This window comes from Sulfitobacter sp. M39 (assembly GCF_021735935.1).
In the GTDB taxonomy this organism is placed as follows: Bacteria; Pseudomonadota; Alphaproteobacteria; order Rhodobacterales; family Rhodobacteraceae; genus Sulfitobacter.
Map to the genome: position 1 here is coordinate 1156477 of NZ_WMDZ01000001.1, position 16630 is coordinate 1173106.

The window sequence follows — 16630 nt, forward strand, 5'->3', positions numbered from 1 at the left end:
CGTCCCCATGTTGCATCAGTACGACCCAACCCGAAGGAGAACCGCGATGAGCCGCCTGGACATTTTTATCAACCGTATGGTGTCACAGCGTGCGTGTATCGACCATGCCGCCGCCCTGACGCAGACAATGACGGGTCCGGTGTTCGAGCTGGGATTGGGCAATGGCCGTACCTTTCACCACATCCGTGAAACGATGCCCGAACGGGATATCTTTGTGTTTGAGCGCGCGGTTGCATCGAATCCCGATAGCACGCCCGAGGACCATCAGCTGATCCTGGGCGATGTGCACGAAACCCTGCCTGCGGCACTGACGCGCTTTGGCGTGAATGCGGCTCTGATTCACGCGGATCTTGGCGGACATAACCTTGCAAAAAACGATGCTTTCGCGCGTGAAATCTCGCCTTTGATCGAGCCGTTATTGGCTGTCGGGGGCATCATGGTGTCCAGTGACCGGATGTATTTCGACAATTTGATCGAAATCCCCTTACCACCTGAAGCTGTGGAGGGGCGCTGCTTCATGTACCGCCGCGAGAAGTCGTGATCTGAATTAAGTATTTGATAAGTATTGGTTAAATGGAGAGCGGCGCCGGTATTTCGGCGCCGCTTTAAGTTTCGCTTGCACGTTCCAAATCCCCTCCCTAGTGTGCGCCCGAGACATAGTGAAACGATGTTTCGCATGGTAAAACAATTCTTGGGAGGGAATTACATGTCCTTTTTGAAAAACCTATCTTTCGCTGCTGCAATGACTGTGGCTGCTTCCGTTGCCGGTGCTGAAACCGTGCTGATCCACGGCGAAGCAGGCCCGAATCGCGGTGCCCGTGCAGACGCGTTGCAGTGGTTCGCCGATCAGGTTGCCGAGCGGTCGGAAAACGATCTGCGCCTCGACATCCAGTGGGGCGGCGCGCTGTTCAAGGCGAATGCGGCCGTACAGTCCATTGGTGACGGTGTGGCTGATATGGGGTCGGTGATCGCGGTGTATTACCCGCAGGAAATGGCCGCCTATGGCATCGCTGACCTGCCCGTAAACAACCCAGACGCCTGGGTCGGTATGCGCGCCACGGACGAACTGATGCGGTCGAACCCCGCGATTGCGGAAAACCTGGCTGAAAAGAACCTCGTGTACATCGGCACATGGACCACCAGCCAGGTGAATATCGGCTGTAAGGGCGACGCGATCCGTTCGGTCGCTGATATCGCGGGCAAGAAAGTACGCGGCACAGGGGCCTATGGTAAGGTCTTTGGTGACGAAGGCGCGAACATGGTCAACATGTCGATCTATGACGCGTACCAAGGGCTCGACACCGGTCTGATCGATTGTAGCCAAGGCTATTCCTACGCTGTTGCCGCGCTGAAGCAGGCCGAAGTCATGGACAACTACACCCTGCTGAACTGGGGCCAGGTTGGCGGCGTCGGCATCTTCATGAACAAAGACATGTTCGATGCACTGTCCGAAGATCAGCAAGCTGTGCTGCTGGAAACCGGTGCGGATCTGTCCGATGAATTCGGCCGCATGATCACAACCGCGAACGACAACGCCATTGCCGCGATGAAAGAGCAAGGCGTCGAAGTGTTCGAGCTGCCCGCGGAAGAGCGCGCCAAGCTGGTCGAAGGCGGCGAGAAGTATCTGGCCGAGTGGGTCGAGACAGCCAACCGCACCGGTCTGCCGGGCGAGCAACTGCTGGAAGACTACAAGGCGCTGATCGCCAAATACACGCAAGAGCGCGACGAGAACGGTTACCCTTGGGCAGCTGACAACAACTAAACACAAGCTTTGGGAGGAGCAGGGACCATGTTGGTACCACTTGAGAAAATCCTGTTGGGGTTGGGCGCGGCTGCGGTCATCCTTTTGGGGATCTTGATCACGTCCAACGTGGTCGCACGCGCCGTCTTCGCATCTAGCGTACCCGATAGCGTTACTTTGGTACGGGAGCTGATGGTTGCGGCCATCCTCCTGCCCCTTGCGGCAGCGACCGCAAACCGCGCTCACGTTAGTGTGGCTTTTGTGTCCGACCGGTTCGGGCCCAAACTCCGGTCCTGGCTTATTGTGCTGGGGTCGGTCATGGGGATGATCGCCTTGGGCGGTCTGATCTATTCCGGCGGCCGTGAATTCCTGAGCGTTTGGGAAAAGGGCAGCTTTTTCTACGGTGACCTGAACCTGCCCAAATGGCCCGGACGTCTGTTGTTTGTGGTCGGTATCGCCGCCTGCTGGCTGCGTCTGGCAGAACTGGCGATCCGCGATGTGCGGACCATCCTGTCCGGGGGCATCGTCTCGGACGAAGAAAACCACACAATCGAGCTCGTTGCTGAAAAAGAGGTGCTGTAATGGATGCGTCGACCATCGGGCTGATTGCCTTTGCCGCCGTTCTGATCCTGTTGGCGCTGCGTGTGCCGATTGCCTTTGCGCTGGCCAGTGTCGCGACGATCGCGACCTTCTTTATCTTTGCCTTCCGCACCGGCACTTTCATGCCCGAACGTGCCATCCGCGCGACAACGTCGATGGTGTTCTCGAACTCCTTTGACCTGATACATTCTTACGATCTATCAATGATACCGCTGTTTGTCGCCCTTGGGCACATCGCCTATCGCGCGGATATCACGACCAAGATCTACCACGCGGCCAAGGTCTGGCTGACACGTCTGCCCGGCGGTGTTGCCATGGCAAGTGTCATGGGCTGTGGCGGGTTTTCGGCCATTACCGGCAGTTCTATCGCCTGTGCCTCGACCATGGGGAAAATCTGCACGCCCGAGATGCTGCGCATGGGTTATGACCCGCGTCTGGCAACAGCGTCGGTCGCGGCAGGGGGCACGCTGGGGTCGCTGATCCCGCCGTCTGTGCTGTTCATCATCTACGGTATCTTCACCGAGACCTCCATTTCGTCGCTGTTCCTCGCGGGTGTTTTGCCGGGGCTGCTGACGCTGGCGGGCTTTATCCTTGTGATCGCCGTCTGGGTCTGGCGTTCGCCCGAAATCGCCCCTTCGACAGCGACACGCTACTCCGCCAAGGAACGCTTGGCGGCGGCGGCTGAAAGCTGGCCTGCGGTCATGCTTTTCGTGTTGATCATCGGCGGTATCTACGGCGGTATCTTTACGGCGACCGAAGCGGCGGCTGTCTGCGTGGTCGCGGCGACGCTGATCGGTTTTGCGCAGCGCAAGCTGACCTTGCAGGGCCTGTGGGATGCGGTGAAAGAGACGTGCATCCAGACCGCGGCGATCTTCTTTATCGCGGCAGGGGCCAAGATCTTTGTGGCCTTTATCGCCCTGACCAACGTTGCCCCGATGATTGTGAACGTCGTGGCCGAGGCTGAGCTGTCCGTCGTGGTCCTGCTGCTGGCGATTGCCGCGATCTATCTGTTGCTTGGCATGTTCCTTGATCCCATCGGCATCATGGTTCTGACCCTGCCGCTGATGATCCCGCTGGTGGAAAGCTATGACATGAACCTGATCTGGTTCGGTGTTGTGGTGATCAAACTGCTGGAAATCGGGCTGATCACGCCGCCTGTCGGGTTGAACGTCTTTGTTATTGCCAATGTGGTGGGCAAAGAGGCTCCGATCGACAAGATCTTTGCCGGTATCACGCGCTTCCTCAGCGTTGATGTGATCGTGCTGGTGCTAATCATGTCCTTCCCGATGATCTCGCTGCTTATTCCTATGGCGGCGCGATGAGTGGGGACACCACAGACAGGAAGTTTGCCAACACTCTGGCGCGGGGGCTTGCTGTATTGCGGGCCTTTCGCGCCAGTGACAGCGGGCTGACCCACGCGCAGATTGCCGACCGGACGGGGCTGCCCAAGCCTACGGTGTCGCGGCTGACCTATACGCTGTGCGAATTGGGCTACCTCAGCCACGGCGGGCGCAATGACCGCTTTCGGCTGGGGCCATCAGCCATCGCGCTTGGCTCTGTCGCATCGGTGGCGGTGAACTTTCTGGATTTGGTGTCTGACGCAATGCAAGAGCTGGCCGATAAAACGGGCACGCTGTTGCTGGTCGCCGTGCGCGACGACGAGAAAATGATGCTGGTGCGCACATGGCGGCCGCAGAATGCATCGACCATCTGGCTGGAGCCGGGGCACCGGATTCCCGTGTTCGGATCGTCGTCGGGCATGGCCGTCGTGGCGTCACTTGGCGAAGAGCGCTTTGAGCAGTTGACGCCCGAAGCGGATATGCGAAGGTTCCGGGCGGAGGGATATTCGCAACTGATAGAACAAGGGTTCGTCTACGCGTTGGAAGGCACTCGATATGCCAGCACGATCAACGCCGTAAGTGTTCCCTATTTTGCCGAAGAGTTCGGCGAACCGGTATCGTTCACCGCCGGGGCCATGCCACATGATTTGCCCGATTCCCGTATCGTGCAAGAGGTCGGCCCCGCGTTGCGTGAACTGGTGCGCGCGCTTGAGCAGCGCACCGGGCGCACCCCCGCGCTAAGCCGCCGGGACTGAAACAAGACTAGACCAAGGAATATGCTAAATGACTGACAAGATTGGATATACCCGCAAAGGCGACGTGGCCGTACTGCGGATCAAGAACCCCCCGGTCAATGCGTTGTCCCATGCTGTTCGTGAAGGTCTGGTGGCCGGTATGGCGCAGGCCGAGGCCGATGACGGGGTCAAAGCCGTGGTTATCGTCGGCGAGGGCCGCGCCTTTATCGCCGGTGCGGATATCACCGAATTCGGCAAAACGCCGCTGGAACCTTTCCTGCCGGATGTGTGCAAACGGATCGAGGATTCCCCGCTGATCGTTGTTGCCTCCATGCATGGCGTGTCCTTGGGCGGCGGGCTCGAGATTGCGCTTTCGGCGCATTACCGTGTGGCGCAGCCGTCGGCGAAAGTGGGCCTGCCAGAAGTGCATCTGGGCCTGATCCCCGGTGCCGGTGCGACCCAGCGTTTGCCGCGTCTGATCGGCGTGGACCCCTCGCTTGATCTGATCACCTCTGGCCGTCAGGTCAAAGCGGCCGAAGCCGAAAGCCTTGGCATCGTCGATCAGGTCACCGAGGGCGACCCCGAGGATGTAGGCGTCGCCTATGCCGAGAACCTGATCGCTACCAACGCACCGCGCCGCCCCGTCAGCGAGATGGCCGCACCCGCGCCGATCGACTGGGATGCCGCCTATGACGGGACGCTGAAAAAGGGGCGGGGGCAAATCTCTCCGGCGCAGGCGGTCCGCGCGGTTCAGGCCGCGGCAGAGCTGCCCTTTGACGAAGGCATGCTGGCCGAGCGCAAGATTTTCATGGAGTTGATGGAGACAGACCAGCGTCAGGGCATGATCCACGCGTTCTTCTCTGAGCGTGCGGTTGGCAACCTGCCGGAACTGAAAGGCGTCGAACCCCGGGCGTTGCAATCCATCGGCATCATCGGCGGCGGCACCATGGGCGCAGGCATCGCCACGGCGGCGCTGTTGGCAGGCTTCAACGTCGTGCTGATCGAGATGAAGGAAGACGCCGCAGAGGCCGCGCGCGGTCGCATCGCGGGCAATCTTTCCGGCGCGCTTAAGCGTGGCAAGATCACGCAGATGAAATATGACGCGATGACCAACACAGCACTTGAGGTGTCGATCAACTATGACAGCCTCGCCTCGGTCGATCTGGTGATCGAAGCCGTATTCGAGGACATGGGTGTCAAGAAAGAGGTGTTCGGCAAGCTTGATGCCGTGTGCAAACCCGGTGCTATTCTGGCGTCCAACACATCCTATCTGGATGTGGACGAGATCGCGGCCAGCACCTCGCGCCCTGCGGATGTGATCGGGCTGCACTTCTTCTCGCCTGCGCATATCATGAAACTGCTTGAGGTGGTGGTCGCCGAAAAGACCGCCCCCGATGTGGTCGCCACGGGCTTTGCCCTTGGCAAGGTGCTGAACAAGATTTCCGTGCGCGCCGGTGTCTGCGACGGGTTTATCGGCAACCGTATTTTGGCAACCTACCGCACCGCTGCCGATCACATGGTGCTTGATGGTGCATCGCCGTTCCAGATCGACAAGGCGCTGGTGGATTTCGGCTTTGCCATGGGCCCCTTTGCCGTGGGCGATCTGGCCGGTCTCGATATCGGCTGGGCCACACGCAAACGCAAGGCGGCAACGCGCCACCCTGCCGAACGCGTGCCGACATACCCCGACAAGATCTGCGAAGCGGGCAACTTCGGCCAGAAGACCGGCAAGGGTTTTTACATCTATGAGGCCGGATCGCGTGGCGGCGTGCCGAACCCCGAAGTGTCCGAACTGATTGCCGCCGAACGTGCCGAGCGCGACATCACCCCGCGTGACTTTACCGACGCAGAGATCGTCCGCCGCTACATGGCCGCGATGGTCAACGAGGCGGCAAAGGTCGTGGGCGAGGGCATCGCAAAGCGGCCCTTGGACGTGGATATGGTCCTGCTCTTTGGCTACGGCTTCCCGCGCTACTGGGGTGGCCCGATGAAATGGGCCGACCTGCAAGGGCTGCCTGCTCTGCTGGCCGACATCGAAAGCTACGCCAAGGAAGACGCTTGGTTCTGGGAACCCGCGCCGCTGCTGAAACAGCTGGTGGCCGAAGGGCGTAACTTTGACGACCTGAACAAACAAGCCGCTAAGTAAATGAACAAGGGCGCAATGCCCGACAATATAAACCGGAGGAAGACAAATGGATCTGAGCTATAGCGACGAAGAAAAGGCTTTCCGCGCCGAAGTGCGGGCCTTTCTTGAGGAAAAGCTCCCCAAGGAAATGAGCGACAAAATCCGCAAGGGTGAGGAGCTTGGTAAAGACGGTCAGGAACAGTGGCATGCTATCCTGAACGCCCAAGGCTGGCTTGCCCCGAACTGGCCCAAGAAATTTGGTGGTGCGGAATGGAACGCGGTTCAGCGTCACATCTTCGAAGAAGAAGCCGCCGCCGCCTATGCGCCGCGCATTGTGCCTTTTGGCCTGTCGATGCTGGCCCCCGTGCTGCAAAAATTCGGCTCGCAAGAGCAGAACGATTACTGGCTGCCGCGCCTTCTGGCGGGTGAAGACTGGTGGTGTCAGGGCTATTCCGAGCCGGGTGCCGGTTCCGACCTTGCCTCGCTGAAAACCGAAGCCGTTCTGAACGACGAAGGCACGCACTACATCGTCAACGGCCAGAAGACGTGGACCACGCTGGGTCAGCACGCGAACATGATCTTCTGCCTCGTGCGCACCGACAAGACGGTGAAGCAGCAAGAGGGTATCTCCTTCCTGCTGATCGACATGGAAACCCCCGGCGTCGAAGTGCGCCCGATCATCCTGCTCGACGGCACCCACGAGGTGAACGAAGTCTGGTTCTCGGATGTGAAAGTCCCAGTCGAAAACCTTGTCGGCAAAGAAAACGAAGGCTGGACCTATGCCAAGTACCTGCTGACCCACGAACGCACCAACATCGCGGGCGTCGGTTTCTCGCAAGCGGGTCTGACCGCGGTAAAACGTATCGCCAGAGCAGAGATGTCCGGCGGCAAGCCGTTGATGCAGAACCCGCATTTCGCGGCACGTGTGGCGCAGGTTGAAATCGACCTGATGGCGATGAGCACGACAAACCTGCGCATCGTCTCAAAGGCGGCAGCGGGCGCGGCACCGGGCGTTGAATCGTCCATGCTGAAGGTCAAAGGCACGATCATCCGTCAGGAAATCAACGACCTCGCGCGCCGTGCGGCGGGTGCCTATGCGATGCCATTCGCATCCGAAGCGATCGAAGGGTCAAACCTGGCCCTGCCTGATCCGTTGAATGCCGGCCCCGTCGCCGCGCAATATTTCAACAACCGTAAACTGTCGATCTTTGGCGGCTCGAACGAAATCCAGCGCCAGATCATTGCCAAAACAACGATGGGAGGTGGAGCATGAACTTCGACCTGACAGAAGAACGCCAAATGCTGCAAGACAGTCTGCGCCGTTTCCTGCGCGACAAATACGATACAGCTACGCGCAACAAGATCCTTGAAAGCGACACCGGCTTTTCCGGGGACATCTGGAACGGTCTGGCCGAACTGGGCGTCATCGGCGCGCTGTTCACCGAAGATCAGGGCGGCTTTGGCGGCGCTGGTTTCGACATCGCCGTCGTGTTCGAGGAACTGGGCCGCGCAGGCGTGGTCGAACCCTTCCTCGATACCGCCATTCTGGGTGGCGGTCTGATTGCCGACTTGGGCAATGAAGACCAGCAGGCCCACGTCGAAGAGCTGATCGGTGGCGCGTTGCAGGTGGCTTTTGCCCACGGCGAACCCACCAGCCGCTATGACCTGAACCAGGTGACCTCCACGGCCAAGGTCGATGGCGACAACGTGGTGCTGAACGGTCGCAAGGCGGTTGTGGTCAACGCTGAAAACGCCGACATGCTGATCGTTTCTGCGCGCGAAAGCGGCGAGGCAGGCGACGAAAACGGGATCTCGCTGTTCCTCGTGCCGGCGGATACCAAGGGCATCACGCTGCAAGGTTATGCGCTGCTGGCCGGTGGTCGTGCCGCCGAAGTCACGCTGGATGATGTGACCGTACCTGCCTCTGCCCGTCTGGGTGAAGCGGGCAAGGCGTTCAAGGCGATCGAGGCGCGCGTCGCTGCGGCCAATGTCGCGATCTGTGCGGAAACACTGGGCGCGATGGAAACGGCAACCCGCCTGACCCGCGAATACCTGATGACCCGCAAGCAGTTCGGCAAGCCCATCGGCACGTTCCAGGCGCTCGCGCACCGGATGTCCGACCTGCTGATCGAGATGGAACAGGCGCGCTCTGCGGTGATCGTTGCTGCTGGCAACCTCGAAGCGGAATACAAGGCGCGCGAGACGCATATCTCTGCCGCCAAGAACCTGCTGGGCCGCGCGGGCCGTCTGGTTGCCGAAGACAGCATCCAGATGCACGGCGGTATTGCCATGACGCAAGAATACGAACTGGCCCATATCGCCAAGCGTATCATCATGGCAGACCACCGCTTTGGCGACACAGACCACCATCTGGAGCGTTTCATTGCCCTTGCAGCAGCCTGATGAAAGCCAGCTGATCCGGGACGAGACCGGCACCCAAACCCTGGTCGGATATGTCGTCGACATATCCGATCCGGCCCACGGGCGCTGCTTTCTTGATCTGGGTCCGCAACACTTCAACCGCCATGGGGTTCTTCATGGCGGTATTGCCGCCACATTGCTGGATAACGCCTGTGGCATGACCGGATCGCTGAGCGTGGATTCCACCGGCCAGCACCCGTTCCTCACGATCTCGTTGACGACGCAGTTTCTGGCCGCGGGCCAGCCCGGCCGTGTGACCGCGACCGGCACGATCAAGGGCGGTGGTCGCAGCCTGCTGTATATCGACGCTGAACTCGTCCACGAAGACGGCACGGTCATTGCGACATCCACAGGCGTGTTCAAGCGCGTCCCACAGGAGAAACTGAAATGAGCGCTCGGATCGAAGACAAGGGTGACCGGATCGTCATCTGGAACGGAAACGCGCATAAGCGGGGTGCCCTGTCGCCCGAGCTTTACGCCTGCATCGGCCAAGCGATTGAAATGGCCGCCGAGCCGCGTATCCGTGCCGTGATCCTCACCTCCGAAGGGGATTTCTTTTGCGCGGGCGGCGATCTGAATGTCCTGATCGCCCGCCGCGACATGCCCAAAGATGAACGTCGTGGCAAGATCAACGAATTGCACAGCCTGGTCCGCGCAATCCGGTCCTGTCCGGTGCCGGTCATCGCCGCCGTCGAAGGCGGTGCCGCGGGGGCAGGGCTGTCTTTCGCGCTGGCCTGCGATCTGATCGTTGCCGCCGCCGGTGCCAAGTTCACCGCTGCTTACGTCAAGGCGGGGCTGGTGCCTGATGGCGGGCTGACCGCCTCGCTTGCGCGTGCGCTGCCGCGGCAGCTCGCGATGGAGATGTGCTTGTTGGCGCAGCCCGTCACCGTTGAGCGCATGCATGATCTTGGCGTGGTAAATGCCGTCACCGACAAGGGCGGCGCGTTTGAGGCCGCAATGGCGCTTGCCGACCGCTTGGCCGCAGGCCCCCGCGAAGCCCAAGGGGTAATCCGCGGGCTGGTGGCGCAGGGCTATGACGTGTCCGAGGCCGACCAGCTTGAAGCGGAATGTGACGCCATGGCCCATGCCACCGGCGCAGATGAAGCCGCAGAAGGCATCGCCGCTTTCCTCGAGAAGCGCACACCGAATTACGGCGGCTGACCCTCGGCCACCGATCTATTGACCCAACCCGCAGCCAGACGCGCTGACCGGGTTCTGAAAGACTGCGGGGAGGCAGAGAATATATGGTACGTGTAGAGCAATTTCTGGCGGATCAAGTGGCCGCACGCGGGGACGCGCCAGCGCTGAGCGACAGCACAGGGGTACGCTGGACGTACAAGATGTTCGACAAGGCAAGCGACGACATCGCGCAGGCGCTCAAGGATGCCGGTGTGCAGCCCAACGACCGCGTGCTGATGCTGTCGGAAAACTGTGCCGCCGCCGTGGCCACTGTGTTTGGCACGTGGAAAGCCGGCGCAGTCATCATCCCCGTCAACGCACGCCAAAGCGCGGGCGAAATCCAGCGGATCATTGACCACGCCGCACCTGCTGCTGTGCTGATGACCTGTCACGCCTCACCGGATGCGACGGCCCATGCGGAACGGCTGGATGCCGCAGAGATCACCGGCGCCTTTGGCACGATGCATCTGGCCACGCCGATCGCCAGCAACCCCGATGGGGATCTGAGCGATGTGGCGGTGCTGCTGTATACCACCGGCACAACGGGCGACCCCAAGGGCGTCATGCTGACCCATGCCAACGTGCGCTTTGGCGGCAATGCCTCGGCGACGCTGCGGGGGATCAATGCGGGCGATGTCGTCTATGGCGTGTTGCCCCTGACCCATGTTTTCGGGCTGTGTTCGGTCATGACCGCCTCCTGCTGCGCCGGTGCCGAAATCCGGCTGGAGGCGCGTTTCTCGGCTGAAAAGCTCTATACCGCCCTGACCACCGGGGTGAACTTCCTGTCGGCCGTGCCGCAGATGCACGCGCTGCTAATGCAGTACACGAAAGAGCAGGGGCTGACGCAGCTCAACTCCGAAACGCTGCGCTATGTATCGTCGGGGGCGGCGCCGCTGGACCCCACGTGGAAGCGCAAGGCCGAAGCCTTTTACGGCGTCGCGATCCAGAACGGCTATGGCATGACGGAATCCACCGCCGGTATCTCGGCCACCAGCAACCCACTGGGATCGCCTGATATCTCTGTCGGTCCGTCCTTGCCCGGTGTCGAGACCAAGATCGACGATACAGTCGAGGGCGGCAGCAACGGCAAGGGCGAGGTCCTGACCCGCGGGGGCCATGTGATGAAGGGCTACTACAAGAACCCGACAGAGACGGCCAAAGTCCTGAGTGCTGACGGCTGGCTCCGCACAGGCGATCTGGGGTCCTTTGACGAACACGGCCACCTGCATATTTTGGGGCGCTCGAAAGAGCTGATCATTCACGGCGGGTTCAACGTCTATCCGCCCGAAGTCGAGGCCGCGATTAACGATCATCCGCAGGTTATTCAGGCCGCTGTGGTCGGCCGGTCCACCGGCAATGACGAAGAGGTCCTGGCTTTTGTTCAGATTGCCGAGGGCGACACACTGGACCCGCAAGACCTCAAGGCCTTCGTCAAAGAGCGGCTGACCGGTTATAAACGCCCCAGCCAATTCATCATCGGGACCTCACTGCCCGCAGCACCTACGGGCAAGATTCTCAAGCATAAGCTGATCGAGACGTTCAAGGACCAGCTTGCCTAAGTACCTTTGTGATACCCAATAGAAAAAGGCCGGTCCCCGTGGTGGGGGCCGGCCTTTCTCGTTCGTGGCTGTGTTCTGCGCTGATGCCTAGACGTAGACGCCTTCGGCAGCAGCGCGGATGGCGCGGATGTTTTCACCGTAAGGGGCAGGGTTGCTAACTGACCCGCCACGGAATACGGCGGAGCCTGCGACCAGCACATCAGCCCCCGCCTGCGCCACGCTAGAGGCGGTGTTCACGTCCACGCCGCCGTCAATTTCGATATGCACCGGACGGTCGCCGATCATCGCGCGCAGGGTGCGGATCTTGTCGCTCATGTCGATGAACTTCTGCCCGCCGAAACCGGGGTTCACGGTCATCACACAGACCAGATCGGCAACGTCCAGCAGATGCTCTACCGCTGCGGCAGGCGTGCCGGGGTTCAGCGCGACACCGGCCTTGGCACCGGCACCGCGGATCGCTTGCAGCGTGCGGTGGATGTGGGGGCCAGCTTCGACATGGGCGGTGATCACATCGGCACCGGCTTTGGCAAAGGCATCAATGTAGGGATCAACGGGTTCGATCATCAGGTGCACGTCCATCACGCCCTTGATATGCGGGCGGATCGCGGCACAGGTGGTCGGGCCAAAGCTGATGTTCGGGACGAAATGCCCGTCCATTACGTCGACATGTACCCAGTCCGCGCCCTGCGCTTCGATGGCTTCGCACTCTGCCCCGAAATTGGCAAAGTCGGCAGCAAGGATGGAGGGGGCAATTTTGATCGAACGGTCGAAGGTCATGGGATCGGGCCTTTTGTGAAGGGGAGGTGGCTGATGCAGCGGTGACGCCCATATAGGCAATGTCACGCGCGCTGGCAATCTGGGGAGCCTTCGGCGAGGATTTAAGGCCATTTGGAAGCGGGCGAGGCTGGGTGCCGCAGGCCGTGACGCTTCGTTCTTGAGGGTGGTTTTCGGGCGGCGTGCGCTTGACACTACGTCATGCCACGACCCATTGTGCGCGCAAATTCAAGGGGAGGATATCATGACCACATTCAACCGCCGCCAGACATTGGCGACCATGGGGGCCGCTGCCGCGGTCGGGCTTGCTGCACCGGCTGTTGCGCAGGGCAAAAAGATCACTCTGGGCGCGCTGCGTTTCACCAGCCACTCCGGCACATTCGTGGCCTATCAGCGCGAGTATTTCAAGCAGGCCGGTCTGGATGTCGAGCTCAAGTTCTTTCAGGCCGCGCAGCCGATGGCCGTGGCGATTGCCAGCGGGGATGTCGATTATGCGGTGACCGCGATCTCGGGCGGGTTGGTGTCGCTGGCGGATAAGGGTGCGATCAAGGTGATCGGCGGTGCCTTGTCTGAAGAGAAGGGCATTGACGGGCAGAAGTTTCTGGCCTCGGACGCGGCCTATCAGGCGGGTGTGACCGCGCCTGCGATGCTGGACGGGAAGAGCTTTGGCATGACCACGGCTGGATCGTCGTTCCATTATATGGGGTCAAAGATGGCGCAGGCCGAAGGGATCGACCTGTCGTTCAAGCCGTTGCAGAAGGTGGGTGCCATCATCGGCGCGCTGAAGACTGGCCAGATTGATGGCTGGTCCATCGTCCCCCATATCGCCAAGCCACTGGCGGGCTCGGGTGCCGTGCATATCATCGGGAACGTATCCGATTATCTGCCCGACTATCAGATCACCACGGTCTTTACCTCGACCAAGAATGCGACCGACGAAAAGCAGCAAACGCAGGATTATCTTGCGGCCTATGCCAAGGGGGTGGCGGATTACAACGCGGCGATGATCGAACAGACCGCCGGTGCGGAAGGCGTGGCCGAGATGGTCAAGCTGATCCACAATTACGTCTACACGGACAAAACGCTCGAGGCCGCGACGCCGGGGATTGTTAATGGCACCATGCGTCTAAACGAGGGGGCCGCGTTGAACGTCGCCTCTGTGCGTGACCAGCTGAGCTGGTTCCAGTCCGAGGGGCTTGTGGATGCGGATATCACGCTTGAGACGTTGATCGACACGTCTTTCGTCGACACCATCGGCGCCTGATCGCGCCATCTATACCAACGACAGGTCGGGCAGGCTTTGCCCGGCCTTTGATATTTCAGGACGTTTCTCATGGATCTTAGGTTAGCGGGGGTCAGCCATACCTATGGCGAGACCGAAGTGCTGCGCGATATCAACCTTGATATCCCGTCAGGGCAGATTGTCTGCATCGTTGGGCCTTCGGGCTGTGGCAAGTCGACCCTGTTGCGGATGCTGGGCGGGCTGGAGCAGCCGACTTCGGGTCAGGTGCTGCAACTGGGCACGCCCCCAGCCGGCTGTCTGAACCCGCTCACCTACGTATTTCAGGATTTCGCCTTGCTGCCCTGGCGCAGCGTGCGCGGCAATGTGGCGCTGGTGCTTGAAGATCACGGGCTGGATGCCGCCGCGCGGGCGTGGATCATCGACGATGTGCTGGCCCGCACCAAACTGACCGAATTTGCCGATGCCCTGCCCAAGCAACTGTCGGGCGGGATGAAACAACGGGTCGCCATCGCGCGCGCCCTGGCGGTGAACCCCGCGGTGATGTTGATGGACGAACCGCTGAGCGCGCTGGACAGCCAGACGCGCGAGCTGTTGATGGACGATCTGATCAGCCTGTGGACCCGCCAGCCCTTTACCGCCGTCTATGTCACCCACAATCTGGCAGAGGCCGTGCGGCTGGGGCACAGAATCGTGGTCCTGTCGCGCCGCCCCGGGCAGATCCGCGAAGTGGTTGAGCTGACCACCCCGCTGGCAGAGCGTGCCTATGGCGATGCCGCCCTCGAGGCGCAACAACAACATTTGTGGGGGCTGATGCGCGAAGAAGCCGCCGCCGCCGATGCGGAGTTGATCCATGTCTGATGCAGCACATACAAATAGCCGCCCCGTCGCCTTTCGCGGTGGCGGTTTTGCCCCCAAGCAACGGCGGGGCATGGGGGTCTTGGTCTTTGTCCTGCTGATCCTGCTGGCCGAATGGGGCACGCGCAGCGGCTTTATCTCTAACCTGACGTTGCCGCGCCCCTCGGATGTGGCGATGACCTTTGTCGAACTGTGGCAATCGGGGATGCTGTTCAAACATCTGGCCCCCTCGCTCAGCCGCTTGGCTGTGGGGGCGACGCTCGGGGCCTTGGTTGGAGTCGGCGTCGGGGTGATGATCGGGCTGTTCAGCTATGTGCGTGCCGGGCTGGTGCCCTTGGTTGCGGCGCTGTTCCCGATCCCCAAGATCGCGCTTCTGCCGTTGTTCGTGATCTGGTTTGGCATTGACGAGGGCAGTAAATACGCACTGATCGCCTTTGGGACATTCACGCCGACGGTCGTGGCGACCTATGCTGCGGTGGACAACGTGGACCGCGGATTGATCCGCATGGGGCAGAGCTTTGGTCTGTCGTGGTGGTCGATCGTGCGCAAGATCGTACTGCCGGGGGCGATGCCGGGCATCCTGTCGGGGCTTCGCATCTCTTTGGCGATTGCGATTATCCTGCTGGTGGCTGCTGAAATGCTGGGTGCGGAATATGGCATCGGGGCTTACATCCTTGAGGCCGGCAGCCTTTATGATCTTGAACGTCTGTTTGCGGGTGTGGTGATCCTGTCGGTCCTGGGGGTTTGCGTGAGCGCCGTGATTGCCGCCATCGAAACCCGCGTGTTGCGCTGGCGGGTCTGACCGGAGGGAACCCGTTTCGGGCATAGGTCGTTATCCTTTCACACCAAACAGTGCGGAAGGAGACGACGATGTCATGCATATCCAAGGGCACCAAGGTCAAATGGGACTGGGGGCAGGGCACTGCCAGTGGCAAGGTGACAGACCGCTTTATCAAAAGTGTGACCCGTACGTTGAAAGGGTCCGAGGTCACGCGCAACGGGTCCGATGATGATCCAGCGCTGTTGATCGAGCAAGACGACGGGGATGAGGTGCTCAAGCTGTCGTCGGAAGTCGAGGCCGTCTGACATATGGGCGGCGCGGGGCTGACCTATTATGGCGATGACCGCCCCGGCATTTCGCGTCAGCGGCGCGGGCGCGGGTTTACCTATACCGCACCGGACGGCACTACCATCGCCCGCGGAAAAGAGCGCGCGCGGCTGGAAGCGATGGCAGTGCCGCCCGCCTATGAAGACGTGTGGATGACGCCTTTGGTGAACGGGCATTTGCTGGCCACGGGGCGCGACACCCGCAATCGCAAACAATATCGCTATCACGAAAAATGGTCAGAGGCGCAGGCCGAGACGAAATTCGCGAGCCTAGTGGATTTTGCGCATGCTTTGCCGCGCCTGCGCCGCTTTGTCGCCCGCGATCTGGATCAGCAGGCAGGCGAGCGCAGCTTTGCTTTGGCCAGCGCCGTCACATTGATCGACCGCGCGTCGCTGCGGGTGGGAAATCCGGACTACACGCGCGAGAATGGCAGCTATGGCACGCTGACCCTGCGGTCGAAGCACGTAAAGCTCGACGGGAATGTGATCCGGCTGCGCTACACGGCCAAGGGCGGCAAGAAGGTGCGGCGGCAGATCAACGACCGGACGCTGGCTAAAACGCTGGAGAAAATTAACGACCTGCCAGGGGCGGAGCTGCTGACATGGGCCGATGCGCAGGGCGAGGTGCATCAGTTGAACTCAGCCGGATTGAACGCCTATATCGCCGATGCATCGGGGTGCGACGACTTTACCGCCAAGACTTTCCGCACATGGGCGGGCACCGTTGCCGCCTTCGAGGCCGCCGAGAAGGGGCAGGCCACCATCAAGCAATTGGCCGAAGCCGCTGCCGCACAGCTGAGCAATACGCCGACCGTGGCGCGCAACAGCTATATCCATCCGGCGGTGATCGATCTGGCGGGCGAAGCGCCCCTCGAGATCAGGGTCGGACGCAAGACCGGGCTATTCGCCTCGGAAGCGCGGCTGCTGACGTATCTTGAGCAGGTCTGAGCCG

Annotated in this window: 17 protein-coding genes; 16 read left to right on the forward strand and 1 reads right to left on the reverse strand. The window is 60.9% G+C overall.

The window, feature by feature from the left end; translation table 11 throughout:
- Window positions 1-46 precede the first annotated feature (46 nt).
- From GLP43_RS05640 to GLP43_RS05690, 11 genes are all read left to right on the forward strand, one after another.
- Window positions 47-541, forward strand: a complete 495-nt coding sequence (locus GLP43_RS05640) for a class I SAM-dependent methyltransferase (RefSeq protein ID WP_237279921.1) — start codon at window positions 47-49, stop codon at window positions 539-541.
- 165 nt (window positions 542-706) lie between these two features.
- Complete coding sequence (locus GLP43_RS05645) at window positions 707-1762, forward strand: C4-dicarboxylate TRAP transporter substrate-binding protein (protein ID WP_037943567.1); 1056 nt, start codon at window positions 707-709, stop codon at window positions 1760-1762.
- A 27-nt stretch (window positions 1763-1789) separates the two neighbouring features.
- Complete coding sequence (locus GLP43_RS05650; protein ID WP_005851926.1) at window positions 1790-2323, forward strand: TRAP transporter small permease; 534 nt, start codon at window positions 1790-1792, stop codon at window positions 2321-2323.
- Entirely contained in the window at window positions 2323-3663 is a 1341-nt protein-coding gene (locus tag GLP43_RS05655; protein WP_237278532.1) for a TRAP transporter large permease, read from the forward strand. The genes GLP43_RS05650 and GLP43_RS05655 overlap by 1 nt, the downstream gene beginning before the upstream one ends.
- Window positions 3660-4436: an IclR family transcriptional regulator gene (locus GLP43_RS05660; protein WP_237278533.1), complete on the forward strand. Its 777-nt coding sequence runs from the start codon at window positions 3660-3662 to the stop codon at window positions 4434-4436. The genes GLP43_RS05655 and GLP43_RS05660 overlap by 4 nt, the downstream gene beginning before the upstream one ends.
- A gap of 28 nt (window positions 4437-4464) precedes the next feature.
- A complete protein-coding gene (locus GLP43_RS05665; protein WP_237278534.1) occupies window positions 4465-6561 on the forward strand; it encodes an FAD-dependent oxidoreductase in 2097 nt (698 codons plus the stop codon).
- 46 nt (window positions 6562-6607) lie between these two features.
- Window positions 6608-7813 carry an acyl-CoA dehydrogenase family protein gene (locus GLP43_RS05670; protein ID WP_237278535.1) on the forward strand — a complete coding sequence of 402 codons (1206 nt, stop codon included), beginning with the start codon at window positions 6608-6610 and terminating at the stop codon, window positions 7811-7813.
- The gene (locus GLP43_RS05675) at window positions 7810-8943 is read left to right on the forward strand and encodes an acyl-CoA dehydrogenase family protein (protein WP_237278536.1); all 1134 of its coding nucleotides are present in this window, start codon (window positions 7810-7812) and stop codon (window positions 8941-8943) included. The genes GLP43_RS05670 and GLP43_RS05675 overlap by 4 nt, the downstream gene beginning before the upstream one ends.
- On the forward strand, window positions 8924-9352 hold the full coding sequence (locus tag GLP43_RS05680) for a PaaI family thioesterase (protein WP_237278537.1): 429 nt from the start codon (window positions 8924-8926) through the stop codon (window positions 9350-9352). The genes GLP43_RS05675 and GLP43_RS05680 overlap by 20 nt, the downstream gene beginning before the upstream one ends.
- Entirely contained in the window at window positions 9349-10122 is a 774-nt protein-coding gene (locus tag GLP43_RS05685; protein WP_237278538.1) for an oxepin-CoA hydrolase, alternative type, read from the forward strand. Before GLP43_RS05680 ends, GLP43_RS05685 begins: the two co-directional genes overlap by 4 nt.
- Window positions 10123-10205: 83 nt before the next feature.
- Window positions 10206-11699 (forward strand): class I adenylate-forming enzyme family protein, encoded by a 1494-nt coding sequence (locus tag GLP43_RS05690; RefSeq protein WP_237278539.1) that lies wholly within the window; start codon window positions 10206-10208, stop codon window positions 11697-11699.
- Window positions 11700-11786: 87 nt separating this feature from the next.
- Here the strand turns inward: GLP43_RS05690 and rpe are convergent, their stop codons facing one another.
- Entirely contained in the window at window positions 11787-12476 is a 690-nt protein-coding gene (rpe, locus tag GLP43_RS05695) for a ribulose-phosphate 3-epimerase (RefSeq protein ID WP_237278540.1), read from the reverse strand.
- 241 nt (window positions 12477-12717) lie between these two features.
- On the opposite strand from rpe, the gene GLP43_RS05700 reads away from it, so the two are divergent.
- From GLP43_RS05700 to GLP43_RS05720, 5 genes are all read left to right on the forward strand, one after another.
- A complete protein-coding gene (locus GLP43_RS05700; RefSeq protein ID WP_237278541.1) occupies window positions 12718-13737 on the forward strand; it encodes an ABC transporter substrate-binding protein in 1020 nt (339 codons plus the stop codon).
- Between the two features lie 69 nt (window positions 13738-13806).
- Entirely contained in the window at window positions 13807-14574 is a 768-nt protein-coding gene (locus tag GLP43_RS05705; protein WP_237278542.1) for an ABC transporter ATP-binding protein, read from the forward strand.
- Window positions 14567-15373: an ABC transporter permease gene (locus GLP43_RS05710; RefSeq protein ID WP_174226599.1), complete on the forward strand. Its 807-nt coding sequence runs from the start codon at window positions 14567-14569 to the stop codon at window positions 15371-15373. The genes GLP43_RS05705 and GLP43_RS05710 overlap by 8 nt, the downstream gene beginning before the upstream one ends.
- A gap of 68 nt (window positions 15374-15441) precedes the next feature.
- On the forward strand, window positions 15442-15657 hold the full coding sequence (locus GLP43_RS05715) for a DUF2945 domain-containing protein (protein ID WP_237278543.1): 216 nt from the start codon (window positions 15442-15444) through the stop codon (window positions 15655-15657).
- Between the two features lie 3 nt (window positions 15658-15660).
- Window positions 15661-16626 (forward strand): DNA topoisomerase IB, encoded by a 966-nt coding sequence (locus tag GLP43_RS05720; RefSeq protein WP_237278544.1) that lies wholly within the window; start codon window positions 15661-15663, stop codon window positions 16624-16626.
- The last annotated feature ends 4 nt before the right edge of the window (window positions 16627-16630 follow it).